This window comes from Kribbella rubisoli, assembly GCF_004217145.1.
GTDB classification, from domain to species: domain Bacteria; phylum Actinomycetota; class Actinomycetes; order Propionibacteriales; family Kribbellaceae; genus Kribbella; species Kribbella rubisoli.
In genome coordinates, this window is record NZ_SHKR01000018.1 from 178,039 (window position 1) to 201,515 (window position 23,477).

The following is a 23,477-nucleotide window of genomic DNA, read 5'->3' on the forward strand; positions in this document are numbered from 1 at the left end:
GGCTTTTCGGACCGCACCGGAGCCGCCTGCCGAGCCGCCCGCTCCGGGGGCTTAACGACCGTTGTCACTGAGGACCTTGGCGTAGAAGTCGCGGCCGTCGTTGCCGCCGTTGGTCTGCCACTGTTTGACGGCCGTCTTCAGCTCGCTGACCGGTTTCCGGCCGCGGAAGATGTCCTGCAGCGCGTCGTCGAAAGGCTGGTTCAGCGCAGCCATCTTGGCCGGCTGCTCCACCCGGATCCCCTCGAAGAGGTTCTTCTCCCGGACCTTCGCCGCCGCGTTCTGCCAGGCACTCATCGACTGCACATACCCGGGGTACTCGCTCTCGGTGATCGCCGTCGGACGGCCGCCCAGGAAGATGTAGGTCTGCGAGACCTCCTTCTGGCCGAGCGCGGTGAGCTTCGGAGCGCCGGAGGACTGCTTCACGTAGTGCTTGCCCTCGACCCCGTAGTTGTAGAGCACGTACTCCTCCGTTCCGAACGGCGCCGACGTGTAGTTCATGACGCCGAGCAGCTCCTTCACCCGCTGCTCGCCGACCCCCTTCTTCACGAACGTGAAGATGCCGGCCGGATCACCGCCCCAGGTGATCGGCGCACCGCCGTCGTGAGCGAACGGCATCACCGGCTGCGGATCGAACTTCGGGTTGATCGTCTGCTGCCGCTGCAACGCCTCGTGCCAGCCGCCCAGCCCGTTCTGCCGGATCACGAACTTGCCACCCTCGAACAATGCGTTCTCGTCCGCGCCGGCGTTCGCGACGACCTCCGGATGCACATACCCCAACTGGAACAGCCTGCGGACGAAGGCCACCGACTCCTCGAACTCCGGAGTCTCGATCTTGTTCACCAGCTTGCCGCTGGAGTCCTTGCGCCAGCCGCCCGGCGCCCCGAACATCCGGGCCATCTCGTCGGCGACCGAGCCGAACGCCCACCGGCCCGCCTTGGCATCGGTCAGCTGCTTGCCCAGCGCCAGCACGTCGTCGGCGTTCTTCGGCGGCTGCGCGCCGACCTGGTCGAAGATGTCCTTGCGGTAGAACAGCGCCCAGGGGAACCCGTCCGACGGGAACGGCACCGCCTTCAGCTGCGAGTTCCACACGCCGTACGCCCAGGCCCGGGTCGGCAGGTTGGCCAGCATCGGGTACGCCGCCGCCTTGTCGCCGGCCAGGTACGGCGTGAGGTCCTCGAACAGCTTGTCCACGGCCTGACCGAACCGGGTCAACCCGGAGATGTTCCAGCCCGGGATGCAGAGCAGCTCGGGCACGTTGCCGGCCGCAAGGATCGGGCCGAGCTTGTCGCCGTAGTCATTGCCGTTGAGGATGTTGAACCGGACCGGCGCCCCGATCCGCTCGTTGTTCGCGTCGTAGTAGGAGTTCTTGCCGAGGCCGGGCGGCATCGGGCTCCACAGCGGCGTCATTGCCGACACTTCCTTGCCGCTCGGCACCATCTTGCCGGGCACGGCCCGCTTCAGCTCGCTCGGATAATGCGAGAAACCGGGCGACGCGCCGTTCTCGCCGGGCAGGTCCGACTGCACCGCGTCGTAGGCGATGAACTTCGGCAACAGGCCGGACAACTTGTCCTCGGTCTCGGCCCGGCCGCTCGTGCTGGATCCCGAACTGCCGTTGGAGCAGCCGGTCAGGGTGACACCGCCGGCGGCCGCGGCACCGACGCCGAGCAGGGAGATGAAGGTCCGGCGCCTGGTGCCGCCGATCTCTGGTCCGGTCACGTCGCATCCCCTAGAATTAGTTGGGCTAGTAGCCAAACAAATTAACGCACAGTCGACGGCTCGACAAGGTGTAGAACTGACGCAGGACTCGATCTAGGGACGGACGTTGAGCACACAGACCGCGGACCACACGCATATCCGCGCGACCAACCTGGCCGCGGTGCTGGGCTACCTGCGCCGCGAGGCACCCTGCTCGCGGGCCGCGATCGCCACCGGGACCGGTCTCAACAAGGCGACCGTGACCAGCATCGTCGGGGATCTGCTCGAGCGCCGCCTGGTCCGCGAGACCCAGCAGACCCAGAATCATGTCGGTCGTCCGGCGACCCTGCTCGTGCTCGACGGATCGGCGTACGCGACCATCGGGCTCGAGGTGAGCGCCCGCGGCCTGACCGCGCTCGGCTGCGACACGGCCGGCGAGCAGGTACTGCGTTGGCACCGCGCCGGGCCGGGCGTGGACGCCGGGCCCGCGAAGACGATCGCGTCGCTGGCCAACCTCGCCCGACGGGCAGTGACCGCCGTGCAGTCGTCCGGTCGGCAGGTGCTCGGGATCACCGTGGGCGTTCCGGGCCTCGTGAATCGCGACGGCGCCGTCGTACTGGCCGCCGGCCTGGGCTGGCGGGATGTGCCGATGCGGGCCGAACTTGTAGCGGCGATCGGACGGCCGGACATCCCGGTGACGGTCGACAACGACGCATCGCTGGGCGTGCTGGCCGAGCATCTCTACGGCCCGCACGCCGGGACCGGGAACCTGATCCGGCTCACCGGGGACACCGGCGTCGGGGCAGGCATCATCGTCGACGGCAAGCCGCTCGAAGGTCATCTCGGGTACGTCGGGGAGATCGGCCATCTGCGCCTCGTCCCGGATGGCCCGCGCTGCGGATGCGGTCGACGCGGCTGTCTCGAGGCGCTGGCGAGCCTGCCGGCGATCCTGGCCAGGGCGGACGTGACCGACAGCGATCCGCAGCTCCAACTCGAGGAGCTGATCCGCCGCGCCGACGCCCAGGAGACCGCTGTGACCCAGGTTCTGGCCGAGGCGGGCGCCTACCTGGGTCAGGGCATCGCCGCGCTCGTCAACATCCTCAACCCCGAGGTCGTCCTGCTCGGCGGCGCCTACGCCCTGCTCGCCGACCACCTCACCCCGGCCCTCGACAAGGCCCTCCGCGAAGCCACCATCGCCCCCGACGCCGGCGGCTGCACCGTCCTCGCCTCCACCCTCCCCGACACCGCCACTCCCCTGGGCGCGACCGCCCAGGCCCTCACCCCCCTGACCCGAGGCCACCTGCCCGTCCGGTAGCCCTTGGCAAGCGCGTACCTGGGTGACGGATGAGGTCTTGACCGTCGGCGCTCGGGATGCAACCCTCTGTTCACGCCCGATCTGTCGAAGCGCTTCGATCAACCGTCGCCGATGATCGTTCGAAGCGCTTCGACACACAGCCCGTGGAGTCGATCGCCGATGAGTACTCCAGCTCCCCTCCCCCGTTCAGCTCCGCCCCCGTTCCGCGATCCGGCCCGGCCGACCGGCGAGCGGGTCGACGATCTCCTCGCCAGGCTCACCCCGGACGAGAAGGTCGCGCTGCTGCACCAGTACCAGCCGCCCGTCCCGCGGCTCGGCCTGGACTCGTTCCGCACCGGCACCGAGGCGCTGCACGGCGTCGCCTGGCTCGGTCCGGCCACCGTCTTCCCGCAGGCGATCGGCCTCGCCACGAGCTGGAGCCCGGACCTGGTCCGCGCCGTCGGCGCCGCGGTGGGCGACGAGGTCCGCGTCTTCCACCAGAAGGACCCGGCCGGCGTCGGCCTCAACGTCTGGGCCCCGGTGGTCAACCCGCTCCGCGACCCGCGCTGGGGCCGGAACGAGGAGGGGTACGCCGAGGATCCCTGGCTGACCGGCGTCATCGCGACCGCCTACGGGCACGGGCTCGCCGGCGACGATCCGTCGTACCTCAGGACCGCCCCGACGCTCAAGCATTTCCTTGCCTACAACAACGAAACCGATCGCTGCACGACCTCGAGCAACCTGCCGCCGCGGGTCCTGCACGAGTACGAACTGCCCGCGTTCCGCGCGCCGATCGAGTCCGGCGCAGCGGTCGCGGTGATGCCGTCGTACAACCTGGTGAACGGACGGCCCGCCCATCTGAGCCCGCTGATCAACGACGTACTCCGCACCTGGACCACCGACGACGTGCTGGTCGTCAGCGACGCGTACGCGCCGGCCAACCTGTTCGGCCTGCAGCACTACGTGTCGGACGGCCCGACCGCGTACGCCGCCGCGGTCAAGGCCGGCGTGGACAGCTTCACGCAGGACGACACGAACTCTGCCCCGACGATCGACCGACTCCGCGAGGCGCTCGATCGCGGTCTGCTCACGTGGGCCGACATCGACACCGCAGTACGGCGGGTGCTCGCGATCCGGCTCCGGCTCGGCGAGTTCGACCCGACCGAGCTCGATCCGTACCGCGGTCTCGAGCCTGATCTGGTCAACTGTCCCGCCCACCGCGAGCTGGCCCAGGACGCCGCGCGCCAGGCGATCGTGCTGCTGAAGCACGAGTGCCAGGTCCTGCCCCTCGCCGAGTCCATCCAGCGGATCGCCGTCATCGGACCGCTCGCCGGCGCTGTCAGGGAGGACTGGTACGCCGGAACGCTGCCGTATCAGATCACCGCGCTGGACGGCATCGTCGAGCGACTCGGCCGCGTCGGGTCCAGCGCGGGGGTGGATTACTGCGAGGGCGTCGACCGGATCACGCTCCGGATCGCCGACTCCTCGTCGTACCTGACGGTCGGCCCGGACGCGGTACTGCGCGCCGACCGGGAGCCGGGCGAGTTCGACCTGTTCGACTGGGGCGGGGATGCGTTCGCCCTGCGGTCGGTACGGAACGGGCAGCACCTGAGTGTGAGCGACGACGGGGAGCTCGTCGCGGATCAGCCTGGTCCGAACGGCTGGGAGGTCAAGCAGACGTTCAGGTTCGTGCAGCTGGCCGGCACCGTCTTGATCCAGCACCTGCACAGTGATCGGTACCTCCACGTCGACGCGGAAGGTGCGATCAGCCTGGCCGACCAGGCGACGCCGCTCGTGCTCGACATCGTCGTCGACGGCGCCGCGCAGGCAGCCGCCGTCGCCGCCCGCGCCGACGTCGCGATCGTTGTCGCTGGCAACCACCCGCTGGTGAACGGCCGCGAGACCGAGGATCGCGACAGCCTCGACCTCCCGGCGGCCCAGGATCGGCTGATCCGCCAGGTCCACGCCGCGAACGCGCGCACGGTGCTCGTGCTCAGCAGCAGCTACCCGTTCGCGATCGGCTGGGCACAGCAGCATCTGCCGGCGATCCTCTGGTCCGCCCACGGCGGGCAGGAGTACGGTCGCGCGCTGGCCGACGTACTGTTCGGCGACCACGACCCGGCCGGACGACTGACCCAGACCTGGTACGACTCCGCGGCAGACCTCCCCGACCTGCTCGACTACGACATCATCACCACCGACGCAACGTACCTGTACTACCGTGGCACACCGCTCTACCCGTTCGGCCACGGCCTGAGCTACACGACCTTCAGGTACGCCGATCTGCAGCTGAGCGCACCGTCGATCGCGTCCGACGGCGAGGTCCGAGTCACCTTCACAGTTACCAATACCGGCGATCGGCCGGGCACCGAGGTGGCCCAGCTGTACACCCGTCAGCAGCGTTCACGCGTCAAGCAACCGCTCGGACAGCTCCGTGGGTTCCGCCGGCTGTCGCTCGCACCCGGAGAGAGCGCCGAGATCGAGCTGATCGTCGCTGCAACCGACCTAGGTTTCTGGGACGTGACGCGGGACCGCCACTGCGTCGAGTCGGCGCGCCACAGCGTCATGGTCGGCCGATCCAGCACCGACCTTCGACTGACCACAACCCTCGATGTGCGCGGGGAACGCATCCCGCCGCGAACGCTCGGACTCGCCGCGACCAGCTTCGACGAGTACTGCGGAATCACGCTGTCCGACGAGACGACCGTCTCGCTGGAACCCCAAGCCTGGTTGGCGTTTCACGACGTCCAGCTGAACTCCGAAACAGCCGTCGCCGTCACCGCCGCCAACCGCGGAACCGGGCCGGCGACGATCGCACTCCGCCTCGACGACCCGTTGCAAGGTGAGCTCCTCGGCACAGTCCACCTCTCAAGCCAGCTCAGGCCGATCACCACACAGCTCGCCCCGGCGACCGGCGTACGAACGCTCTACGCAGTCTTCTCCGCGGCGGACGTCGTACTCGAGAGCTTGACGGTGTAGCGCTCACACACGCCCTCGACCACACGCGACTCGACCTCACCGTCGCGCAAAGTCAGCTCGATCACGGCCGCCACTCCCCCGTCGGCGTCGGGCAGCTCGACCACGGTCGTCTGCCCCTCGCTCGGTGCGAACCAGCGCAACTCGACCCCGTCGGCCCAGTCGTACTCCGGCCGATCGTCGACCGCCCCGATCGGGATCACGGCGCCCTCGCGCACGAACAACGGCACGCTGTCGAAGGCATGCGTCTGCTGAACCCAGCCCGGACCCGACAGCACCTCGCCGGTCAGCAACGACGTCCATCGCCCACGCGGCAGGTAGAACGGCACTTCACCGTCGAAGCTCATCACCGGCGCGACCAGCAGATCCGCACCGAGCATGTACTGGCGATCCAGATATGCGACCGCCGGATCGTCGGGGAACTCCAGAACCATCGGCCGCATCATCGGCACCCCGTCCTGGTGCGCCTCGGCGGCGGCGGTCATCAGGTACGGCATCAACGAGAGCTTCAGCTTCGTGAACTTCCGCAGTACGTCGACCGCCTCATCGTCGAACGCCCACGGCACCCGGTACGACGACGAGCCGTGCAACCGCGAATGCGACGAGAGCAGCCCGAACGCCACCCAGCGCTTGAAGATCGCGGGATCGGGCAAGCCCTCGAATCCGCCGATGTCATGACTCCAGTACCCGAACCCCGACGCGGCCAGCGACAGCCCGCCGCGCAACGACTCGGCCATCGCCTCGAATGTCGACTCGCAGTCGCCGCCCCAGTGCACCGGGAACTGCTGCCCGCCGGCCGTCGCGGAGCGGGCGAACAGCACCGCATCGCCCTCGCCCCGGTTCTCCTCGAGCAGTCCGAACACGGCCGCGTTGTAGAGCTGCGCGTAGTAGTTGTGCATCCGCTCCGGATCGGAACCGTCGTGCCAGACGACGTCGGTCGGGATGCGCTCGCCGAAGTCGGTCTTGAAGCAGTCGACGCCCAGATCGATCAGGGCTTGCAGCTTCGAGCGGTACCACGCGGTCGCGTCCGGGTTGGTGAAGTCGACGATCGCCATCCCTGCCTGCCACATGTCCCACTGCCAGACCGAGCCGTCCGGTCGCTTGAGCAGATAACCGAGCCGACTGCCCTCCTCGAACAGCACCGACCGCTGAGCGATGTACGGGTTGATCCACAGGCTGACGCGCAGACCGCGGTCCTTCAGCCGGCGAACCATGCCGGCCGGATCCGGGAACGCGATCGGGTCCCACAGGAAGTCGCACCAGTGGAACTGACGCATCCAGAAGCAGTCGAAATGGAACACGCTCAACGGAAGGTGCCGCTCAGCCATGCCGTCGACGAACCCGCTCGTCGTCTCCTCGGTGTAGTCCGTGGTGAACGACGTCGACAGCCACAGCCCCATCGACCACGCCGGCACGCGGGCGGGCCGCCCGGTCAGCGCGGTGTAGCGGCGCAGGACGTCCTTCGGGGTCGGACCGGCGAAGACGTAGTACCCGAGCTCCTGGCCCTCGACGCTGAACTGGTTGCGGGAGGTGACCTCCGAGCCGACCTCGAACGACACACGGGCCGGGCTGTCGACGAGTACGCCGTACCCCTTGCTGCTGAGATAGAACGGCACGTTCTTGTACGCCTGCTCGCTCGACGTGCCGCCGTCGGCGTTCCAGGTGTCGACGATCTGGCCGTTCTTCACGAACGCACCGAAGCGTTCGCCCAGGCCGTAGATCGTCTCGCCGACGCCAAGCGCCAGCTGTTCGTGGACGTAATGCTTGCCGTCGGAATCGGTAATCAGGCCTACGCTCCGCGCGCCGGAGTTGGTCAGCGGCTTCCCGTCCTGCTCGAAGCGCACGTCCCACGGACCCTCGAGAGCGATCACCACACTCAGCTCCCCGGACGTCAACCGCGCCTCGGCGGCGCCGACGTCCACCTTCACCGGATGATCCTCATCGGCGTTCAAGCGGTACGTCGGTCGCGCGGGCAGGCCGCCGAGATGGTGCCCGATCCGGACCCCGATCACCCCGCGCGACGGCGAGGAGAACGTCACCGTGAACATCGGCTGGTTGAGCGTGTCGCCGCGCCGCTCGATCCGCTTGGCCGGCGCGAACACGGTCAGCTCGCGCTCCCCCGCCTGCACGCTCTCGACCTCGGCGGGCCGCAACCGTGTCAATCCCTCGCGGAGCTGCCAGTACCCGTCGCTGAACTTCATCCTGGCCAGCCTCTCCCGAAAGCGTTGTCGAAGCGCTTCGACAACGCTAGGTGGGCCGCCTTCATCGCGTCAAGTTTGTCCACCTCTCAGCGGATTCTCAGCGGGCCTCAGTGACACTGGGTGGATGCGAGTGCTGATGGTCGAGGACGAGCTGCGGTTGGCCGACACGGTCCACCGCGGTCTGACCGACGCCGGGTTCGTCGTCGAGATGGTGCACGACGGCGAGAACGCGGTGTGGGCCGCGACCGAACACAGCTACGACGTGATCGTGCTGGACATCATGTTGCCGAAGCTCAACGGGTATCGCGTGCTCGAGATGCTGCGGGCGCGCGGGATCTGGACGCCGGTGCTGATGCTGACCGCGAAGGACGGCGAGTACGACCAGACCGACGCGTTCGACCTCGGAGCGGACGACTATCTGACCAAGCCGTTCAGCTTCCTGGTCCTGATCGCCCGGTTGCGGGCGCTGATCCGGCGCGGCGGACCGGAGCGGCCCGTGGTGCTGACCGCCGGCGACCTCTCGCTGGACGTGGCCCGGCGGCGAGTGGAGCGGGACGGGCGAGAGATCACGCTCACGCCCCGCGAGTACGGCCTGCTCGAGTTCCTGATGCGGCACCGCGGCGACACCGTCAGCAAGGCCGAGATCCTGGCATCGGTCTGGGACCCGGCCTTCGACGGCGACCCGAATGTGGTCGAGGTCTACGTGCGATACCTCCGGAAGAAGATCGACACCCCCTTCGCCCGGCACGCCATCGAGACCATCCGAGGCATGGGATACCGACTCAACCCCGAGGGCGGATAGCCGCACCTGCGAAACTGGCGGGGTGAGCACGGTCGTGCGACGTCGGGTCGACGGGTGGTACCGGACCGCGGGTGGTTTGCGGCAGGCGAGCGTGCGGAGTCGCTCGACGGCTGCGGCCGTGATCGTGGTCGCCGTCGCGATGATGCTCGGCGCTGCCGCCTTGCTCCTCCTTCTGCAGCGAGCCCTGATCACCGAGGTCTCCGACGCGGCTGAAGGCCGGGTCGGAGATGTGGCCGGCCAGATCAGCTCAGAGGGTACGGCGGGCCTCGCGCGCGATTTGGTCGAGACGACCCGCGCGACCCAGCTCGTCCAGGTCCTGGACCCGGCCGGACGCGTCATCGCCGCCTCGTCGAGCCGGGTCGGCAACACGCCGTTGACCGATTTCCGTCCGCCGGCCGGCGCGCTGATGCGGGCCGAGGTCGGCGAGATGCCGCTGATCGACGACGATCACAACTACCTGATCGTCGCGCAAGGAGCGTCGTACGACGGACAGACGTACACGGTCGTGGTCGCGTCGTCGGTTGAGACGCAGCGGCAGACGGTCACCACGGTCGCGAAGTACCTGATCATCGGGTTCCCGGCGCTGCTGATCGTGGTCGGCGTGGCCGGGTGGCTGATGGTCGGGCAGGCGCTGCGTCCGGTGGAGCGAATCCGCTCCCGGGTGCAGGGCATCGGCACGCGGGACCTGACCGAGCGGGTCCCGGTGCCGGAGACGCGGGACGAGATCGCGCGGCTGGCGGTGACGATGAACGAGATGCTCGACCGGCTCGAGACCGGCCAGACGACGCAGCGAGCGTTCGTCGCGGACGCCAGTCACGAACTGCGCTCGCCGTTGGCCACGCTGACCGCGGCGCTGGAGGTCATCGAGGCAGACACCACCGGGCAGGCGTGGAACGAGCTGCGTGCGGTGATGGAGACCGAGACCGACCGGATGCGGCAACTCGTCGAGGACCTGCTGCTGCTCGCCAAGGCCGACGACACCGGGATCCGGATGCGGCAGACGGACGTGGATCTCGACGATCTGGTCGCGGCCGAGATCCAGCGGTTGCGGAGCTCGATGCCCGAGCTGAAGGTGACCGGTGACGTCCGTCCGGTCCGGGTGGTCGGCGACCCGGCCCGGTTGGGTCAGGTACTGCGGAACCTCGTCGACAACGCTGCTCGCGCCGCGCACACCAGTGTCCACCTGAGCACGGCCGAGAAGGACGGATCGGCGATCATTACGGTCGAGGACGACGGCGACGGGATCCCCGAGGCGGATCGCCAGCGGGTGTTCGAACGGTTCGTCCGGCTCGACACCAGCCGCTCCCGCGCGAGCGGCGGCTCGGGGCTGGGCCTGTCCATCGCCCAGGAGATCACCCGCGCCCACAACGGCACGATCACGCTGACCTCGTCGAGCGCCGGAGGTACGACGGCCACCGTCACGCTACCGAACATCGAGTAGACCCTCTCTGGGGGGTGGTGCGGGCCGCCTGGCAGGACGAAGCTGGGGGTGGAAGGAGGTGGGTGTGGTGAAAGCGGCAGCAGGCGACCAGGTTGTGGTCGAGAGCAGCCATCTGTTGGCACACCGGCGCGAGGGGAAGATCGTCGAGGTACACGATCCGGACGGCGCACCGCCGTACCTCGTGCACTGGAGCGACACCGACACCGAGTCGCTGTTCTTCCCGGGGCCGGACGCGCACATAGTCCATAGGACGTAGAACAATCCGGTTGCCGGCCGGGCGGGCCGTCGAGCAGGATCGCCGGCATGACTCAGTCAGCTGCCCGCCCAGTCGTCCTCGTCACCGGCGTCGGCCGTACCGTCGGCATCGGCGCCGGTATCGCCCGTCAGCTGGCCGCCTCGGGCTGGGATATCGCCTTCAGCTACTGGACGGCGTACGACGACCGCATGCAGTGGGGTGTGCAGTCTGGTGCGACGGACGAGATCGTCAAGGAGCTGAGCGATCTCGGTGCAACCGTGGTGCCGATCGAGGCCGATCTCGTCGACCCGGCGGCGCCGGAGCGGATATTCGCTGCCGCCGAGGAGCAGCTCGGCAAGGTCACCGCGCTGGTGATGTGCCACTGCGAGTCCATCGACTCGAGCATCCTCGACACGACCATCGAGAGCTTCGACCGGCACTTCGCGGTCAACGCCCGCGCGACCTGGCTGCTGATCCGCGAGTTCGCCCAGCGCTTCACCGGAGCCCACGGCACCGGCCGCATCGTCGCGCTGACCAGCGACCACACCGTCCACAATCTCCCGTACGGCGCGAGCAAGGGAGCACTCGACCGCATCACGCTCGCGGCGGCGCAGGAACTGTCCGAGCTCGGCGTGACCGCGAACGTCGTCAACCCCGGCCCGATCGACACCGGCTGGATGACCGACGAGGTCCGCGACGCCTGCCTCCAGCAAACCCCACTCGGCCGACTGGGCACACCCCAGGACACCGCTCACCTGGTCGACTTCCTCTGCTCCCCGCAAGGCCAATGGATCAACGGCCAACTGCTGAAGAGCAACGGCGGGTCCGCTTAGTCCCAGGTCAGTGGGAGGCAGGCGGCGCGGGCGCCTGTGGTGCCGTGGATGACGATGGAGCGGTTGCCGGGTTTCGGCGCGAAGGGGACGACGGTTGACGCCGTACCTGCGCCGCTCGGGCCGACCGTGAAGTCGAGCCAGATCTCGCGCTCACGGTCCATTCGGACTGGCTTGCGGCCTGCGATCACGTCGGTGTTGTAGTGCGGTCCGGCGGCGGCGCCGTCGCCTGCCACACAAGGGCCGGTGTGCAGATGCGCGCCGAAGGTGCCGCGGGCATGCTCGGCGCCGGTGACATGAAGCCGAACGCTGGTCCGTGCGCCGTGCGACACCATCACGACGACCGCGCGGGCACCGCGGAACGGTCCGTTCGGCTCGAGCTGCCGCAGCGGTCCGTTGCTTGACGCAACACTCGACACCGGCGCGACCGGGATCGCGATCTCGCCACGCGGTACGCCGGGCGGCCGGTTCTGCGCCGCCGCCATCGGCCCGGCGATCGCGCCGACCACTCCCAGCACCCCGACCGCAGCGAGGACGCCGCGCACTCTTCCCGTCATGTCTCCCTCTCCCGGAACGACTGCTCCGGGCGGGGAGCGAACTTGTCAGGAGGCTATCAAGTGCTCGCGGTCCGGATCGTCGCGGCCGCGGCCCGTAGGTTCGCGAGCGTCGTCCGCACGGCCCGCCGAGCCGTGCGTTCAGGTCGGTGCAGGGCGTCGATGTGCCGCCGTACGTGCACGCCCCGCATCGGCACGAGCACGACCCCCGGATGTGACCTGGCGGTCCACCGCGGGATCAACGCCAAACCGGCGCCCGCGGCAACCAATTCCGTGACCACCGTGAACTCGTTGACGCGGTGGACCAACTCGAGTCGCTGGTTCGCCGCCGCCCCGATCGCCTCGATCGTCGCCATCAACGGAAACCCGTCGTGCACCGTGATCCACGGCTCGCTTGCCACCTCCCGCGGTGCCAGCGAGGACTTCGACGCCAGCCGATGACCAACAGGTACGGCGACATCCAACGGCTCGTGCAGCAACGGCGTGACCGCGACCGTCCGCGGCCAGGCGGCGGCATGATCCATCCGATGCGCAAGCACCACGTCGTACTCCCGGGTCAACGGGGGAAACTCGTCCTGCGCGACATCCTCGTCGTGCAAGCTGACTCGCGGCCCGTCCCCCGCCAGCAGCAGCGACGGAAAGAACGCGGCGGCCGCGCTGTGGAACGCGGACACCGACACGACCGCATCCGGCTGCTCGGCGAAGTCGTCCACCACCTGCCGGGCCCGCGCCAACGCCGACTCCACGTCGGCCGCCGCCGCTGCCAACGCACGCCCGGCCGGGGTGAGCACCACTCTCCGGCCGTCGCGCTCGGTCAACGCGACGGGGATCGATCGCTGCAACAGCCTGAGCTGCTGCGAGATCGCGGACGGGGTCACCAGCATCGCCTCGGCCGCGGCCGTCACGCTTCCCAGTTCGCCGACTTCGCGGAGTACTCGCAGCTGTCGTTCGTCCATTTTCAATACTGTAGGTGTTCTACAGGGTTGCTTAAGAAGGTGGTACTTGGCTTCAACGTCGCCAGCGGTCACCGTTGGAGTCGTGCCCGCCTCCCGCCGTACCGATCTCCTGCTCCTGCTGGTCGCCATCGTCTGGGGTTCGAGCTACCTCGCCGCCAAGACCGCGACCGCGTCCACGCCGGTGCTGACTGTGCTCTTCGTCCGGTATGCCATCTCCGCGGTCGCATTGCTGCTCTTCGTACGACGGATCAGCCGCAAGGAGCTCCGGATCGGTGGGATCCTCGGCCTCACGCAGGCCGCCGTACTGATCCTCGAGACGTACGGCGTGACGCACACCAGCGCCGCCAATGCCGGGCTGATCATCAGCCTCACGCTCGTCCTGACCCCATTGCTCGATCGTCGCCGGCTCCCGCCGCGGTTCTACCTCGCGGCGGCGATCTGCGTCGGGGCTGTCGGCCTGCTGATGTCCAGCCACGGACTCCACGTCCCCGGCGTCGGCGACCTCCTCATGCTCGCTGCCGCCGTCGTCCGAGCCGGCCATGTCGCACTGGTCGGTCGCCTTGCCACCGGCCTCAGGCCTCTGCAACTGACAACAGTCCAGACGCTCGTCGGCACAGCGCTCTTCGCGGTACCCGCCGTACATCACCTGCCCGCGATCGCCGCCGTGGGCTGGCTCCAGATGGCCTATCTCGCCTTGTTCTGCAGCGTTTTCGCGTTCCTCGTGCAGACGTGGGCGGTCCAGCGCACCTCAGCCAGCCGGGCCAGCCTGCTGCTCGGCACCGAGCCGATCTGGGCGGTTGCCATCGGGATCGGACTCGGCTCCGAGCAGCTGACGATCACCGCCGCGCTCGGCGCCGTACTCCTCCTGGCCGGCACCACCTGGGGCCAAGCCATCGAACGCAACGCGCGGCTAGGAGCGGGTCCACTTCTGGTCGTCGGATCCGTTGCAGGGGGCAACGATGACCGCAGCGCCGTTGCCGGTTCCGTTTGCCGTGAGGCAGCCAGCGGCTGAGCTGACCGTCTGGTCGGCGTTCACCTGCCAGGTCTGGTCGGCGGCGCCGCTGCAGCTCTCGATGGTGGCTGCGGAGGCGCCGGCCGTCAGGCACTTGTCGGCGTACACAGTCAGCTGACCGCTGGCAGTCTGGTTCCAGGACTGGTTGCCGCCGTTGTTGCAGTCCCACAGGTCCAGCGCTGTACCCGGGCTGGTCGAGAAGCCTGGTACGTCGACGCACCGGCCGCTCGCGACACCTCGAAGGGGCTCACCCGGCGGGGCAGGCGGCAGGGTGTTCGTCGGCTCCTTCTTCAGCAGACCCCAGCCCCACCACAGCTGGTCCCGGCCGCTCTGGCTGTTGACCTGGAGATCGCTCGGCCCGACCTGCGTTGTCATCGAGTACGAGTCGCCGGTGCGGAGACCCGGCCAGTAGACGATGCCCATCTTCTGCTCGTGGGCGACCTGCGTCAGCGCGCCGAGGTACGCCGTGTAGACGTTGCCCTCGTGGTTGCCGTAGTTCAGGCCGATCGTCATCGGCGAGCCGGCCTCGTCGATGATCGTGCGCCAGCCGTACGAACCGATCCGCGGCCGGAGGTTCGCCAGCCAGGCGGCCTCGGTGGTATCCGACGCCCAGAAGCCGTAGAAGTGCAGCGACAGCAGCGTGCCCTTCAGCTCCGGCGCCGCGCCGACCCCGGTCACGTTGTCGTTGTAGCCGGTGCCCGAGATCACGATCCGCCCCCGCGGTACGTCGCGGTGCCGGGCGATCCACGCCGACGTCAGCGACACCCACTCGGTCAGCGAGTACCCGAACGGCTCGTTCATCGGCTCGAAGTACACATGCGGGTTGCGCCCGTACGCCTTCACGACGGTGTCCCACATCGCGGCGTACTTCGCCGGGTCGTCGACCCGACCGTCCTTGGCGTTGTCGGCCTCCCAGTAGCTGAGGATGACCTTGTAGCCGCTCGCGACCGACGCGTCGATCGCGGCGCGGTACGAGTTCCACCACGGGGTGCCGACGCTCGACGGGTTGATCGGCAGGCGGATCGTGTTCGCCTTGAGCTCCTTGCGGAACTCGCCGACGATCCCGGTCGCCTTGCGGTACGTCGTCCGGTAGTCGTCCGCCGTACTCAGACCGGACGGGACCACTTCGTCGTGGGCGTAGTTGTCGCGCGGATCGGCCCAGTTCACGCCGCGGAAATCGTCGGTCCGCGGCGGACCGGCCTGAGCCGGCAGAGCCAGCCCAGAAGCCAGCCCTGAGGCCAGCGTGACGAGGGACAACAGGACGGTTGCGATACTGCGAGCGGTTGACCTCACCCGGTGATGTTTACGTGAACATGGCCCCGCGTCAAGGGGTCAGCACGAGTTCCAGGCGCAGCCATTTCGCCAGATCGCGGATCTCGCGGTGCACGGCCGCGGTCAGCGTCTTCGAGAACGGCTCGTCCTCGTGGATCGCGTCGACCCGGAAGATCCCGGCCTTGCGGTCCGACATCGCGTCGACCTTCCCGACCAGGCGGTCGTTGTGCAGGATCGGCAGCGCGAAGTACCCCCATCTACGTTTCGCGACCGGTTTGTACATCTCCAGCTGGTAGTCGAAGTCGAAGATCTCGCCGAGTCGCTTCCGGTCGTACACCAGCCGGTCCAGCGGCGAGAGGATCGCCGTCCGCCCGGTGAACGGCTGACCGAGCAGCTCCGGATCGATCCGCCACTCGCCACGGACGCCGTCGACCACCGCCCGCTCCCCCGCCTCGCCGGCGTCGAGCGGCTCGCCCGGGCACGCCGGTCCCTTGGCCCGCAGGATCCCCATCGAACTCAGCCGCTGCTCCTCGCGGATCCGGGCCGCCTTCTCCAGCGGAACCACCGGCTCGTCGGGGTAGATCCGGGACGCCAGGTCCCACAGCCGGTCGCGTCCGTCACGACCCGCGATCGCCACCTCACCGCGCTGGATCATGAACTCGAGCAGCTGCGACACGTTGCGGTTGTTGGTCCAGCCGCTCGACTTCCACGGCCGCACGCAGGTGTCCGGCAGCTCGCGCATCACCAGCGGACCGTCCTGACGCAGCCGCTCGAGGATGTCGAGCCGGCAGCCCTCGTTGGACTTCACCCAGTCGCCGCGGTACTGCTGCCAGTCCAGCGACTCGCCGTCCGACGGCCACGCCTCCATCTGGGCCCGGAACAGCGCTAATGTCTCCGGCAACCGCACGAACCCGCGCAGCTCGAGCAACTGCTGCGTCGCCAGCGCATCCGCGAGCTCGGCAGCGTCGTACGACGAACCGAGCCGACTCCACGCAACCAGGTCCGCGTTCGGCGCGACATACGCCGTTTGGTCGAGCTGGATCGCGTTCAACCCGCGCACGATGTCGAACAGATCGTCGGGCCGCTCACTCGTCAGCAGCTGTGCGCGCACCGCCAGCCGCCTGGCGTCTCGTTTCGACAACTGATGAAGAACGGTCACAAAGAGAGACTAAGCGACCGATCGGACAGTATTCTGGGACGAAGGCTGGGCTAGGTGGGGACCTTGGGCTCGGGGGCAGGGGGGATAGATCGTGGCGCTACGTGGTTGGACAGTTATGTCCGGTGTAGTTCTGCTGGCAGTCGCCGGTTGTACGAGCGCCGAAGGTTCGAGTGGGTCGAGCCCGGTGACCGAAACCCCCTCGATCGTTCTTCCCCGGACCACGGGTCCGGTCAAGGCCGCGGCCGACTGCGCCCATTCCACCGAGCAACTCCCGCCGGAGGCCCAGGCGGACGGCGTCGCGCTGGCCGCGACGACCGATCCGACCCGCACGTCGTTGCTGCTCAAGAACATCGGCGGGCTGACGGCGATCATCATGCCGGACGCGGGCTTCACCAGCCGGCTGATCGCTGCGCCGGCCGGGAACCCGACCGATCTGGCGTCGCGGGCCGCACTGATCGCCGTCAACAACAGCGGCGGCCTCGCCGGGGTCCTGGACATCCCTGTGTTCATGCCCAAGAACCAGGTCATCGTCGTACCGCCGCAGTGGGGGGTCTGCGTGCTGAGCGACAGCCTCAAGGAGTTCGCCTCGGCGCGGTACCTGCAGGACAAGTCGACCACCGCGCAGTACTTCCTGTCGAAGGCACTCGCGGACCAGGTGCTCGGCAAGAACAGCATCGCCAGGACGCAGCCGACGCTGATCAGGTGCGCGAAGAGCACCGCGGACGTCGTCAAGGGCAAGCCGACGCTGTCGGATATCGAGCAGTACGTCGAGATCCTCGCCCCCGGCTCACCCTGCCGCAACAGCTATCAGGCCCTGTTGCACAGCGACCGGGACGCCGCCGATCAGCTAGCGACCGCGGTGCTCAGCGAACTCCAGGCAACCCCGAGGCTGAAGCCCAACAGCGACCTGGTCATCACCACCGCCCGAAGCTGACCGGAGCTGATCCCAGGGTCGGGTCCGGGTCCGATCAGGGAGAACTCCACTGCCGCTTGCCCCGCCGCGGCCGGAGACTGGAGTCCTACCGTTCGACCCTCGGAGGTCTTCAGTCATGATCGGCTTCATCGTCGCCGGACTCGTCATCGGAGCGTTGGCCCGGCTCTTCACGCCCGGCAAGCAGAAGCTCGGCCTGCTCGCCACGTTGCTGCTCGGCCTGGCCGGCTCGGTGATCGGCGGCACGATCGCCGCGATCCTCGGCACCGGCAGCATCTTCGAGCTGAACGTGTTCGGCTTCATCATCGCGGTGATCTCGTCGGTGCTGCTCGTCGGCACGGCCGAGTCACTGTCGGCCCGCCGCAAGAACTCGTCCATCAGCCGCTAAGCAGCACTGAGCACGCCGCCTTAGCCGCCCTCGTTGATCGCCATCGCCGGCCGCGGTTCGCGGCCCGGCGGTTGCGGCGGCCGGGGCAGCAACGGGCGCCGCTTCTCCAGCGTCCGAACGACCGGCTTGTCGGCCCGGACCGTGATCTCCTCCCCGGCGTGCCGGAGGGTGATCTCGGCGTCCGGGCCGTTGTGCACGGTGTACTTCACCGCCACCGGATCGATCTCCACCTTCAACCGGACCCCGCGCCAGCGGATCGAGAAGCTCAGCCCGCCCAGCCCGATCGGCAGCGCCGGATCGAACGACAGGTGGCCGTCGCGGTCCCGCAACCCGCCGAAGCCGCAGACCAGCGCACTCCATGCACCACCGAGCGACGCCATGTGCAGCCCGTCGCCGGTGTTGTGGTGAAGGTTGCGCATATCGATCAGCGCGGCCTCGTACGCATAGTCGTACGCAAGGTCCAGATGCCCGACCTCCGCGGCCATCACAGCCTGCACGCACGCGGACAACGACGAGTCCCGCACCGTCAGCCGCTCGTAGTAGTCGAAGTTCCGCGCCTTCTCCTCGGCGGTGAACGCGTCACCGCACCAGAAGGTCGCGAGGATCAGGTCGGCCTGCTTCACCACCTGCGTGCGATACAGCTGGAAGTACGGCGCGTGCAGCAGCAGCGGATACTTGTCCTTGTAGGCGTCGAAGTCCCACACGGCGTACCCGGTGAACCCTTCGGACTGCGGATGTACGCCGAGATCCTTGTCGTACGGCACATACACGGCAGCAGCCGCGTCGCGCCACGCGGCCTCCTCCTCGGCGTCGATGCCGAGCTCGCGGGCCCTGGCCGGCAGCTTGACCGATACCTCCGCCGCGAACCGCAGGTTGCGCGCCGCCATCAGGTTGGTGAAAACGTTGTCGTCGGCAACGGCGCTGTACTCGTCCGGGCCGGTCACGCCAGGCAGATGCCAACGCCCTTCGCGGTCGTGGTGTCCCAGCGACATCCACAGCCGGGCCGTCTCCGCCAGCAACTCCAGCCCGACCTCTTCGAGGAAGCCGTCGTCGGCGGTGGCGGTGTGGTAGCGCATGACCGCTTCCGCGATGTCGGCGTTCAGGTGGAACGCCGCAGTACCGGCGGGCCAGTAGCCGGAGCACTCTTGGCCGCGGATCGTCCGCCACGGGAAAGCCGCGCCCTTGAAGCCCAGCACCTCCGCCCGCTCCTTGGCCAGCTCGAGGATCGAATGTCGCCAGCGCAACGCATCGGCGGCCGCGTCGGGCATGGTGTAGGTCAGCACCGGCAGCACGAAGCCCTCGGTGTCCCAGAACGTGTGCCCGTCGTACCCGGCGCCGGTCAGTCCCTTGGAAGGGATCGCGCGACGCTCGGCGCGCGCGCCGGCCTGCAGCACGTGGAAGAGCGCGAACCGCACCGCCTGCTGCAGCTCCGGATGACCTTGCACCTCGACGTCGGCGCCGTCCCAGAAGTCGTCGAGGAAGTCGACCTGCTGCTTGGTCAGTCCGTCCCAGCCCGAGAACTGTGCACTCGCGATCGCCGCTGCGACCTGGTCCCGGATCGCTGTCTCCGAACGCAAACTCGACCAGCCGTACGCCAGGTACTTCACTACACGCAGACTCTCGCCGGGCTGCAGGTGAGCAATCACCGTGGTCCGGGCCCAGTCCTCGCGCACGTCCTGGTCCATCGCGTACCGGACGGTGGTGTCCACCTCGTGCGACATCGCAGCCGCCATCAACTGCTGGCTGCGCGTGGTCCGGTGGATCAGCACGACGCCGTGCTCGCCGCCGTCGTGGCTGACCGGCTTCAGCGGGTTGTCGAGCACTGCCGCGACACGGGGGTCGTCGGACAGCTTCGGCTGCGCCTCGTTGGCGACCAGCTCGGACTGGATCACGAACCGGGCCGGCTGGTCGACCGGCTCGACGACGTACTCGATCGCGGCGACCGCGCGCTGGGTCAGCGACACCAACCGACGGCTGCGGACCTTGATCCGCTTGCCGCCCGGTGAAGTCCAGTCGACGTCGCGTTCGAGGATGCCGGTGCGGAAGTCGAGCGAGCGTTCGTGCTTGGTCAGGTACCCGTACCGGATGTCGAACGGCGAGTCGTCGACCATCAGCCGGATCAGCTTGCCGTTGGTCACGTCGACGAGCGTCTGCCCCGACTCCGGATAGCCGTAGCCGGCTTCGGCGTACGGCAAGGGGCGCTGCTCGTAGAAGGAGTTCAGGTACGTGCCCGGAATCGCGTACGGCTCGCCTTCGTCGAGGTTGCCGCGCAGGCCGATGTGGCCGTTCGACTGGGCGAACAGCGACTCCGACTGCGCCAGCTTGTCCAGCGCGAGACGGGTCTCGCGCAGTCGCCAGGGCTCGATGGGGTGATGGCCTCGATCGATCATCAGCCCCCCACCTTTCCTGACACGTCGGCTGACACATCGGCTGACACATCGGCTGACAGCAGGTCTGCCAGGTCGCGGACCACGACGTCGGCGCCGTGCGACTTCAGGTCGGCGGCTTGCCCGACGCGGTCGACTCCGATCACCTGGCCGAAGTGGCCTGAGCGGCCGGCCGCCACACCGGCCAGCGCGTCCTCGAACACGGCCGCCTCGGACGGGTCGACGCCGAAGCCCTTGGCCGCGGCCAGGAACGTGTCGGGCGCCGGCTTGCCCTTCAGGCCTTCGGTCCGGATCGTCACGCCGTCGACGATCTGCTCGACATACTTGGCGAGTCCGGTGACGTCCAGCACCTCGCGGGTGTTCGCGCTCGACGACACCACCGCGCGGCGGAGTCCGGCCTGCTCGGCGGCCTGGAGGTATCGCCGGGAGCCTTCGAACACGTGCACGCCCTCGGTCCGGATCCGGCGCTGGACGGCCTCGTTCTTCCGGTTGCCGAGGCCGTTCACCGTCATGGCGTCCGGCGGATCGTCGGTCGCACCGTCGGGCAGCGTGATCCCGCGCGCGGTCAGGAAGTCGCGCACTCCGTTCGCGCGGGGCTTGCCGTCGACATACGCGTCGTACTCCGACCGCGCGTCGAACGGCTGGAACGGTATCCCGTGCTGCGCCGAATAATCACGGAGGAACAGGTCGAACATCTCTTTCCACGCGGCGGCGTGGACGGCAGCGGTGTCGGTCAGCACACCATCCAGGTCGAACAGACAGGCCCGGATCCCCGCAGGTAGTCCCAGCATGGTCACCACACTAGGGGGTCAACCGGTCCGGCAAGCCAAAGGCAGGGAATCGGGAGTAGCCGAAGGTGGTGATCTCCACGATCTTGTGGTCGCTCACCCACAGCACGTCCAGCTTGAACGCCCGCCACACCGTGTCCCCCGGACGCATCAGGTACGACGCTGCTGCAGGCAACCGGTTGGCCGAGGTCGGCACCAACTTCCACTCGCCGTCGCGCTTCGGCCCCATGCCCCGCTCGAACAACGGCAGGCACGCGGCCAGACCGTCGAACGTCAACTGGTCAGGCGGCATCGAGATCCGCAGGTCTTCGGCCGCGATCGCGATCGCGGCCGCTGCGTCACAGCGCTGGTGCGCGTCGATGAAGCGATCCAGCACCTCGCGCTCCTCGGCCGTCGGGCGTGGCGCACTCCAGTCGGACCGTCGCGCCGGCAGGCGCTGCTGCATCGTCACGCGGGCGCGCTGGAGCGCACTGTTGGCCGCGGCCACGCTGGTCTCCAACAGACCGGCAGTCTCCGACGCCGACCAACCGAGGACGTCACGCGCGATGAGTGCGGCACGCTGACGAGCAGGCAAGGCCTGGAGGGCGATCAGGAACGTGAGCTCGATCGTCTCCCGGTCCACCGCGACGGCATCGGGCTGGTCGGCCGGTGGAGCGATCTCGTCGAGCAACCGGTCCGGATACGGCTGGAGCCAGACCATGTCGCCGGGCGACGTACTGCGTCTGGTCTGTCGTCGGGTCACGTCCAGACAGACGTTGGTCGCGATCCGGTACAGCCAGGCGCGGAAGTACGTGCGCCCGTCGTACTGGTCCCGGCTGCGCCACGCCCGCAGCAGCGTCTCCTGCACGGCATCCTCGGCATCGTCGTACGACGCGAGCATGCGATAGCAGTGCACGTGGAGCTCGCGCCGGTGCCGCCCCGCGAGGTCGGCGAACGCGGCCTCGTCGCCCGCGAACGCCGCCTCCTCCAGCGTGGTCATGAGGTGTGTCCGACCTCCTGGACGGTCCAGTTGTTGCCGTCCGGGTCGTCGAAGGACAAGAAGGTGCCGTAGTCGGAGCGCTCCGGGTGGAGGCCGTCCTGTTTGCCCTGGGCACCGAAGTGGAACGGCTCGCTGACCTCCACACCACGGCCGACCAGCTCGGCCCGGGCCGCCTCGATGTCCTTCACCACCAGGTGGGTGCCCTGGTAGCTGCCCGGCTTCGCCGAGGTCACCCCGGTCCCGATCGTGATCGAGCACGCCGACCCGGGCGGGGTCAGCTGCACGACCCGGAACGAGTCGCCGGCCCGGTGGTCGACGTCCTCGGCGAACCCGAGCTGGTCGGTGTAGAACTTCTTGGCCCGATCCACGTCCGACACCGGCACGATCACGAGCTCGAGTTTCCAGTCCATCTGCGGCCTCCCGCGGTCACCGTCGGTCCAGTCTGACCGACATCAATAACCGTGTAACGACGGCCGCCCCAGAAACTCATCGGTCCATCGATCAGCCGACTACAGATGCCTCGAAGATCTGCGCGAACCAGTCGAGCTGGGCCAGCTGCTGGTACGTCTGGCCGCCCTCGTGGTTGTTGTACTGGTAGACCTCGATGTCCTTCTGCTCGCTCCCGGTGGCGCCGTAGTGGTTGTACGCCGCGAACACCGTCGACGGTGGGCAGGTCGCATCCATCAGCGCGACCGAGAACAGCGTGGGCGCCGTGGCCAGCCGGCCGAGGTTGACACCGTCGAAGTAGCTCAGCGTCCGAAGTGCCGCGTCGACGTCCTGCCGGAACCCCTTCAGGTACCGGGTGATCTCGCCGTACGGGTCCTTGTCGGTGATCTGCAGCGCCCGCTCGAAGTGACACAGGAACGGTACGTCGGGCGCGCAGCCGAGCAGCTCGATCCCGGCGATCGGTGCGAGACCGGCCGCGGCAATCGAGATGCCACCGCCCTGGCTGCCGCCGGTGACGATCACCTTGGCCGGGTCGACCAGCGGCGACGTCTTCACGGCATCGAGTGCACGGACCGCGTCGATGTACACACGGCGGTAGTAGTAGGTCTCCGGATCGGTGATGCCCGCGGTCATGAAGCCTGGCGTGTGGTTCAGACCGGCGTACGGCGTGTCGTCCGGCGTGGCGTCCAGACCGCCGGCGCCGTAGCTCTGGCCGCGGGTGTCCATCACGAAGTGGGCATAGCCTGCCTGCGCCCACAGCGTGGTCGCGTGCGGGAAGCCCCGTCCGCCGGAGTACCCGTGGTACTGCACGACGGTCGGCAGTGGGCCGGTGGCGCCTGCCGGTACGTGCAGCCAGCCCTTGACCGGCGTACCGCCGAAGCCGGCGTACGTGACGTCGTAGGTGTCGATCAGCGCGAGCTTGTTGTCGATCAGCGTGAACGAGGCGGACAGATCGTCGGTGCGCGCCTTCTCGATGGAACGGCGCCAGAAATCGACCAGGTCGGCGGGTGCGGCCACGTCGGGCCGATACTCACGGAGCTTGTCGAGGGAAAGGTCGAACATGGCCATGAGGGAAATTTACGCCCAACCGCGATCCTTCGGAAAACGGTGTCCAAACCGCGGAGGCCAGC

At 68.4% G+C, this 23,477-nt stretch carries 20 protein-coding genes; 9 read left to right on the forward strand and 11 right to left on the reverse strand.

Going from position 1 to position 23,477, the window contains the following annotated elements; genetic code table 11:
- Nucleotides 1–51: 51 nt before the first annotated feature.
- Nucleotides 52–1,716 (reverse strand): type 2 periplasmic-binding domain-containing protein, encoded by a 1,665-nt coding sequence (locus EV645_RS38920; RefSeq protein WP_130449811.1) that lies wholly within the window; start codon nucleotides 1,714–1,716, stop codon nucleotides 52–54.
- A 106-nt stretch (nucleotides 1,717–1,822) separates the two neighbouring features.
- On the opposite strand from EV645_RS38920, the gene EV645_RS38925 reads away from it, so the two are divergent.
- Nucleotides 1,823–3,010: an ROK family transcriptional regulator gene (locus EV645_RS38925; RefSeq protein WP_130449813.1), complete on the forward strand. Its 1,188-nt coding sequence runs from the start codon at nucleotides 1,823–1,825 to the stop codon at nucleotides 3,008–3,010.
- A gap of 159 nt (nucleotides 3,011–3,169) precedes the next feature.
- Nucleotides 3,170–5,968: a glycoside hydrolase family 3 C-terminal domain-containing protein gene (locus EV645_RS38930; RefSeq protein ID WP_130449815.1), complete on the forward strand. Its 2,799-nt coding sequence runs from the start codon at nucleotides 3,170–3,172 to the stop codon at nucleotides 5,966–5,968.
- Here EV645_RS38930 and yicI read toward each other — a convergent pair.
- Nucleotides 5,917–8,166, reverse strand: coding sequence for an alpha-xylosidase (gene yicI / locus EV645_RS38935; RefSeq protein WP_130449817.1), 2,250 nt, complete (start codon nucleotides 8,164–8,166; stop codon nucleotides 5,917–5,919). The genes EV645_RS38930 and yicI overlap by 52 nt on opposite strands.
- A gap of 124 nt (nucleotides 8,167–8,290) precedes the next feature.
- Between yicI and EV645_RS38940 the strand changes: the two genes are divergently transcribed.
- From EV645_RS38940 to EV645_RS38955, 4 genes are all read left to right on the forward strand, one after another.
- The gene (locus EV645_RS38940; protein ID WP_130449819.1) at nucleotides 8,291–8,968 is read left to right on the forward strand and encodes a response regulator transcription factor; all 678 of its coding nucleotides are present in this window, start codon (nucleotides 8,291–8,293) and stop codon (nucleotides 8,966–8,968) included.
- A gap of 22 nt (nucleotides 8,969–8,990) precedes the next feature.
- Entirely contained in the window at nucleotides 8,991–10,409 is a 1,419-nt protein-coding gene (locus EV645_RS38945) for a sensor histidine kinase (RefSeq protein WP_198682146.1), read from the forward strand.
- 64 nt (nucleotides 10,410–10,473) lie between these two features.
- On the forward strand, nucleotides 10,474–10,665 hold the full coding sequence (locus EV645_RS38950; protein ID WP_242000940.1) for a DUF1918 domain-containing protein: 192 nt from the start codon (nucleotides 10,474–10,476) through the stop codon (nucleotides 10,663–10,665).
- Between the two features lie 47 nt (nucleotides 10,666–10,712).
- Nucleotides 10,713–11,477, forward strand: a complete 765-nt coding sequence (locus EV645_RS38955; RefSeq protein WP_130449823.1) for an SDR family oxidoreductase — start codon at nucleotides 10,713–10,715, stop codon at nucleotides 11,475–11,477.
- Here EV645_RS38955 and EV645_RS38960 read toward each other — a convergent pair.
- Nucleotides 11,474–12,031, reverse strand: coding sequence for a hypothetical protein (locus EV645_RS38960; RefSeq protein WP_130449825.1), 558 nt, complete (start codon nucleotides 12,029–12,031; stop codon nucleotides 11,474–11,476). The two genes, EV645_RS38955 and EV645_RS38960, sit on opposite strands and share 4 nt — an antisense overlap.
- Before the next feature lie 56 nt (nucleotides 12,032–12,087).
- Nucleotides 12,088–12,984: a LysR family transcriptional regulator gene (locus EV645_RS38965; RefSeq protein ID WP_130449827.1), complete on the reverse strand. Its 897-nt coding sequence runs from the start codon at nucleotides 12,982–12,984 to the stop codon at nucleotides 12,088–12,090.
- 82 nt (nucleotides 12,985–13,066) lie between these two features.
- Between EV645_RS38965 and EV645_RS38970 the strand changes: the two genes are divergently transcribed.
- Nucleotides 13,067–13,996: a DMT family transporter gene (locus tag EV645_RS38970; protein ID WP_130449829.1), complete on the forward strand. Its 930-nt coding sequence runs from the start codon at nucleotides 13,067–13,069 to the stop codon at nucleotides 13,994–13,996.
- Here EV645_RS38970 and EV645_RS38975 read toward each other — a convergent pair.
- Nucleotides 13,895–15,289 carry a ricin-type beta-trefoil lectin domain protein gene (locus tag EV645_RS38975; RefSeq protein WP_130449831.1) on the reverse strand — a complete coding sequence of 465 codons (1,395 nt, stop codon included), beginning with the start codon at nucleotides 15,287–15,289 and terminating at the stop codon, nucleotides 13,895–13,897. The genes EV645_RS38970 and EV645_RS38975 overlap by 102 nt on opposite strands.
- 31 nt (nucleotides 15,290–15,320) lie before the next feature.
- Complete coding sequence (locus EV645_RS38980) at nucleotides 15,321–16,427, reverse strand: DNA glycosylase AlkZ-like family protein (protein ID WP_130449833.1); 1,107 nt, start codon at nucleotides 16,425–16,427, stop codon at nucleotides 15,321–15,323.
- Between the two features lie 184 nt (nucleotides 16,428–16,611).
- Between EV645_RS38980 and EV645_RS38985 the strand changes: the two genes are divergently transcribed.
- Both EV645_RS38985 and EV645_RS38990 read left to right on the forward strand, forming a co-directional pair.
- On the forward strand, nucleotides 16,612–17,361 hold the full coding sequence (locus tag EV645_RS38985; protein ID WP_130449835.1) for a hypothetical protein: 750 nt from the start codon (nucleotides 16,612–16,614) through the stop codon (nucleotides 17,359–17,361).
- Nucleotides 17,362–17,476: 115 nt separating this feature from the next.
- Nucleotides 17,477–17,746, forward strand: coding sequence for a GlsB/YeaQ/YmgE family stress response membrane protein (locus tag EV645_RS38990; protein WP_130449837.1), 270 nt, complete (start codon nucleotides 17,477–17,479; stop codon nucleotides 17,744–17,746).
- Nucleotides 17,747–17,766: 20 nt separating this feature from the next.
- Here EV645_RS38990 and EV645_RS38995 read toward each other — a convergent pair whose 3' ends face one another.
- The 5 genes from EV645_RS38995 to EV645_RS39015 form a co-directional block, all read right to left on the reverse strand.
- The gene (locus EV645_RS38995) at nucleotides 17,767–20,136 is read right to left on the reverse strand and encodes a glycoside hydrolase family 65 protein (protein ID WP_130449839.1); all 2,370 of its coding nucleotides are present in this window, start codon (nucleotides 20,134–20,136) and stop codon (nucleotides 17,767–17,769) included.
- The gene (locus tag EV645_RS39000) at nucleotides 20,136–20,924 is read right to left on the reverse strand and encodes a beta-phosphoglucomutase family hydrolase (RefSeq protein ID WP_130449841.1); all 789 of its coding nucleotides are present in this window, start codon (nucleotides 20,922–20,924) and stop codon (nucleotides 20,136–20,138) included. The genes EV645_RS38995 and EV645_RS39000 overlap by 1 nt, the downstream gene beginning before the upstream one ends.
- Nucleotides 20,925–20,934: 10 nt before the next feature.
- Nucleotides 20,935–21,900 carry an RNA polymerase subunit sigma-70 gene (locus EV645_RS39005; protein ID WP_130449843.1) on the reverse strand — a complete coding sequence of 322 codons (966 nt, stop codon included), beginning with the start codon at nucleotides 21,898–21,900 and terminating at the stop codon, nucleotides 20,935–20,937.
- A complete protein-coding gene (locus EV645_RS39010) occupies nucleotides 21,897–22,310 on the reverse strand; it encodes a glyoxalase superfamily protein (RefSeq protein WP_130449845.1) in 414 nt (137 codons plus the stop codon). The genes EV645_RS39005 and EV645_RS39010 overlap by 4 nt, the downstream gene beginning before the upstream one ends.
- A 91-nt stretch (nucleotides 22,311–22,401) precedes the next feature.
- On the reverse strand, nucleotides 22,402–23,415 hold the full coding sequence (locus EV645_RS39015) for an acetylxylan esterase (protein ID WP_130449847.1): 1,014 nt from the start codon (nucleotides 23,413–23,415) through the stop codon (nucleotides 22,402–22,404).
- Nucleotides 23,416–23,477: the final 62 nt, after the last annotated feature.

What these genes read in the sequence shown, in the direction of transcription:
- EV645_RS38990 (WP_130449837.1), top strand. Translation starts at nt 17,477, where the DNA reads ATGATCGGCTTCATCGTCGCCGGACTCGTCATCGGAGCGTTGGCCCGG.
- EV645_RS38955 (WP_130449823.1), top strand. Translation starts at nt 10,713, where the DNA reads ATGACTCAGTCAGCTGCCCGCCCAGTCGTCCTCGTCACCGGCGTCGGC.
- EV645_RS38965 (WP_130449827.1), bottom strand. Translation starts at nt 12,984, where the DNA reads ATGGACGAACGACAGCTGCGAGTACTCCGCGAAGTCGGCGAACTGGGA.
- EV645_RS38930 (WP_130449815.1), top strand. Translation starts at nt 3,170, where the DNA reads ATGAGTACTCCAGCTCCCCTCCCCCGTTCAGCTCCGCCCCCGTTCCGC.
- EV645_RS38995 (WP_130449839.1), bottom strand. Translation starts at nt 20,136, where the DNA reads ATGATCGATCGAGGCCATCACCCCATCGAGCCCTGGCGACTGCGCGAG.
- EV645_RS39005 (WP_130449843.1), bottom strand. Translation starts at nt 21,900, where the DNA reads ATGACCACGCTGGAGGAGGCGGCGTTCGCGGGCGACGAGGCCGCGTTC.
- EV645_RS39010 (WP_130449845.1), bottom strand. Translation starts at nt 22,310, where the DNA reads ATGGACTGGAAACTCGAGCTCGTGATCGTGCCGGTGTCGGACGTGGAT.
- EV645_RS39000 (WP_130449841.1), bottom strand. Translation starts at nt 20,924, where the DNA reads ATGCTGGGACTACCTGCGGGGATCCGGGCCTGTCTGTTCGACCTGGAT.
- EV645_RS38940 (WP_130449819.1), top strand. Translation starts at nt 8,291, where the DNA reads ATGCGAGTGCTGATGGTCGAGGACGAGCTGCGGTTGGCCGACACGGTC.
- yicI (WP_130449817.1), bottom strand. Translation starts at nt 8,166, where the DNA reads ATGAAGTTCAGCGACGGGTACTGGCAGCTCCGCGAGGGATTGACACGG.
- EV645_RS38960 (WP_130449825.1), bottom strand. Translation starts at nt 12,031, where the DNA reads ATGACGGGAAGAGTGCGCGGCGTCCTCGCTGCGGTCGGGGTGCTGGGA.
- EV645_RS39015 (WP_130449847.1), bottom strand. Translation starts at nt 23,415, where the DNA reads ATGGCCATGTTCGACCTTTCCCTCGACAAGCTCCGTGAGTATCGGCCC.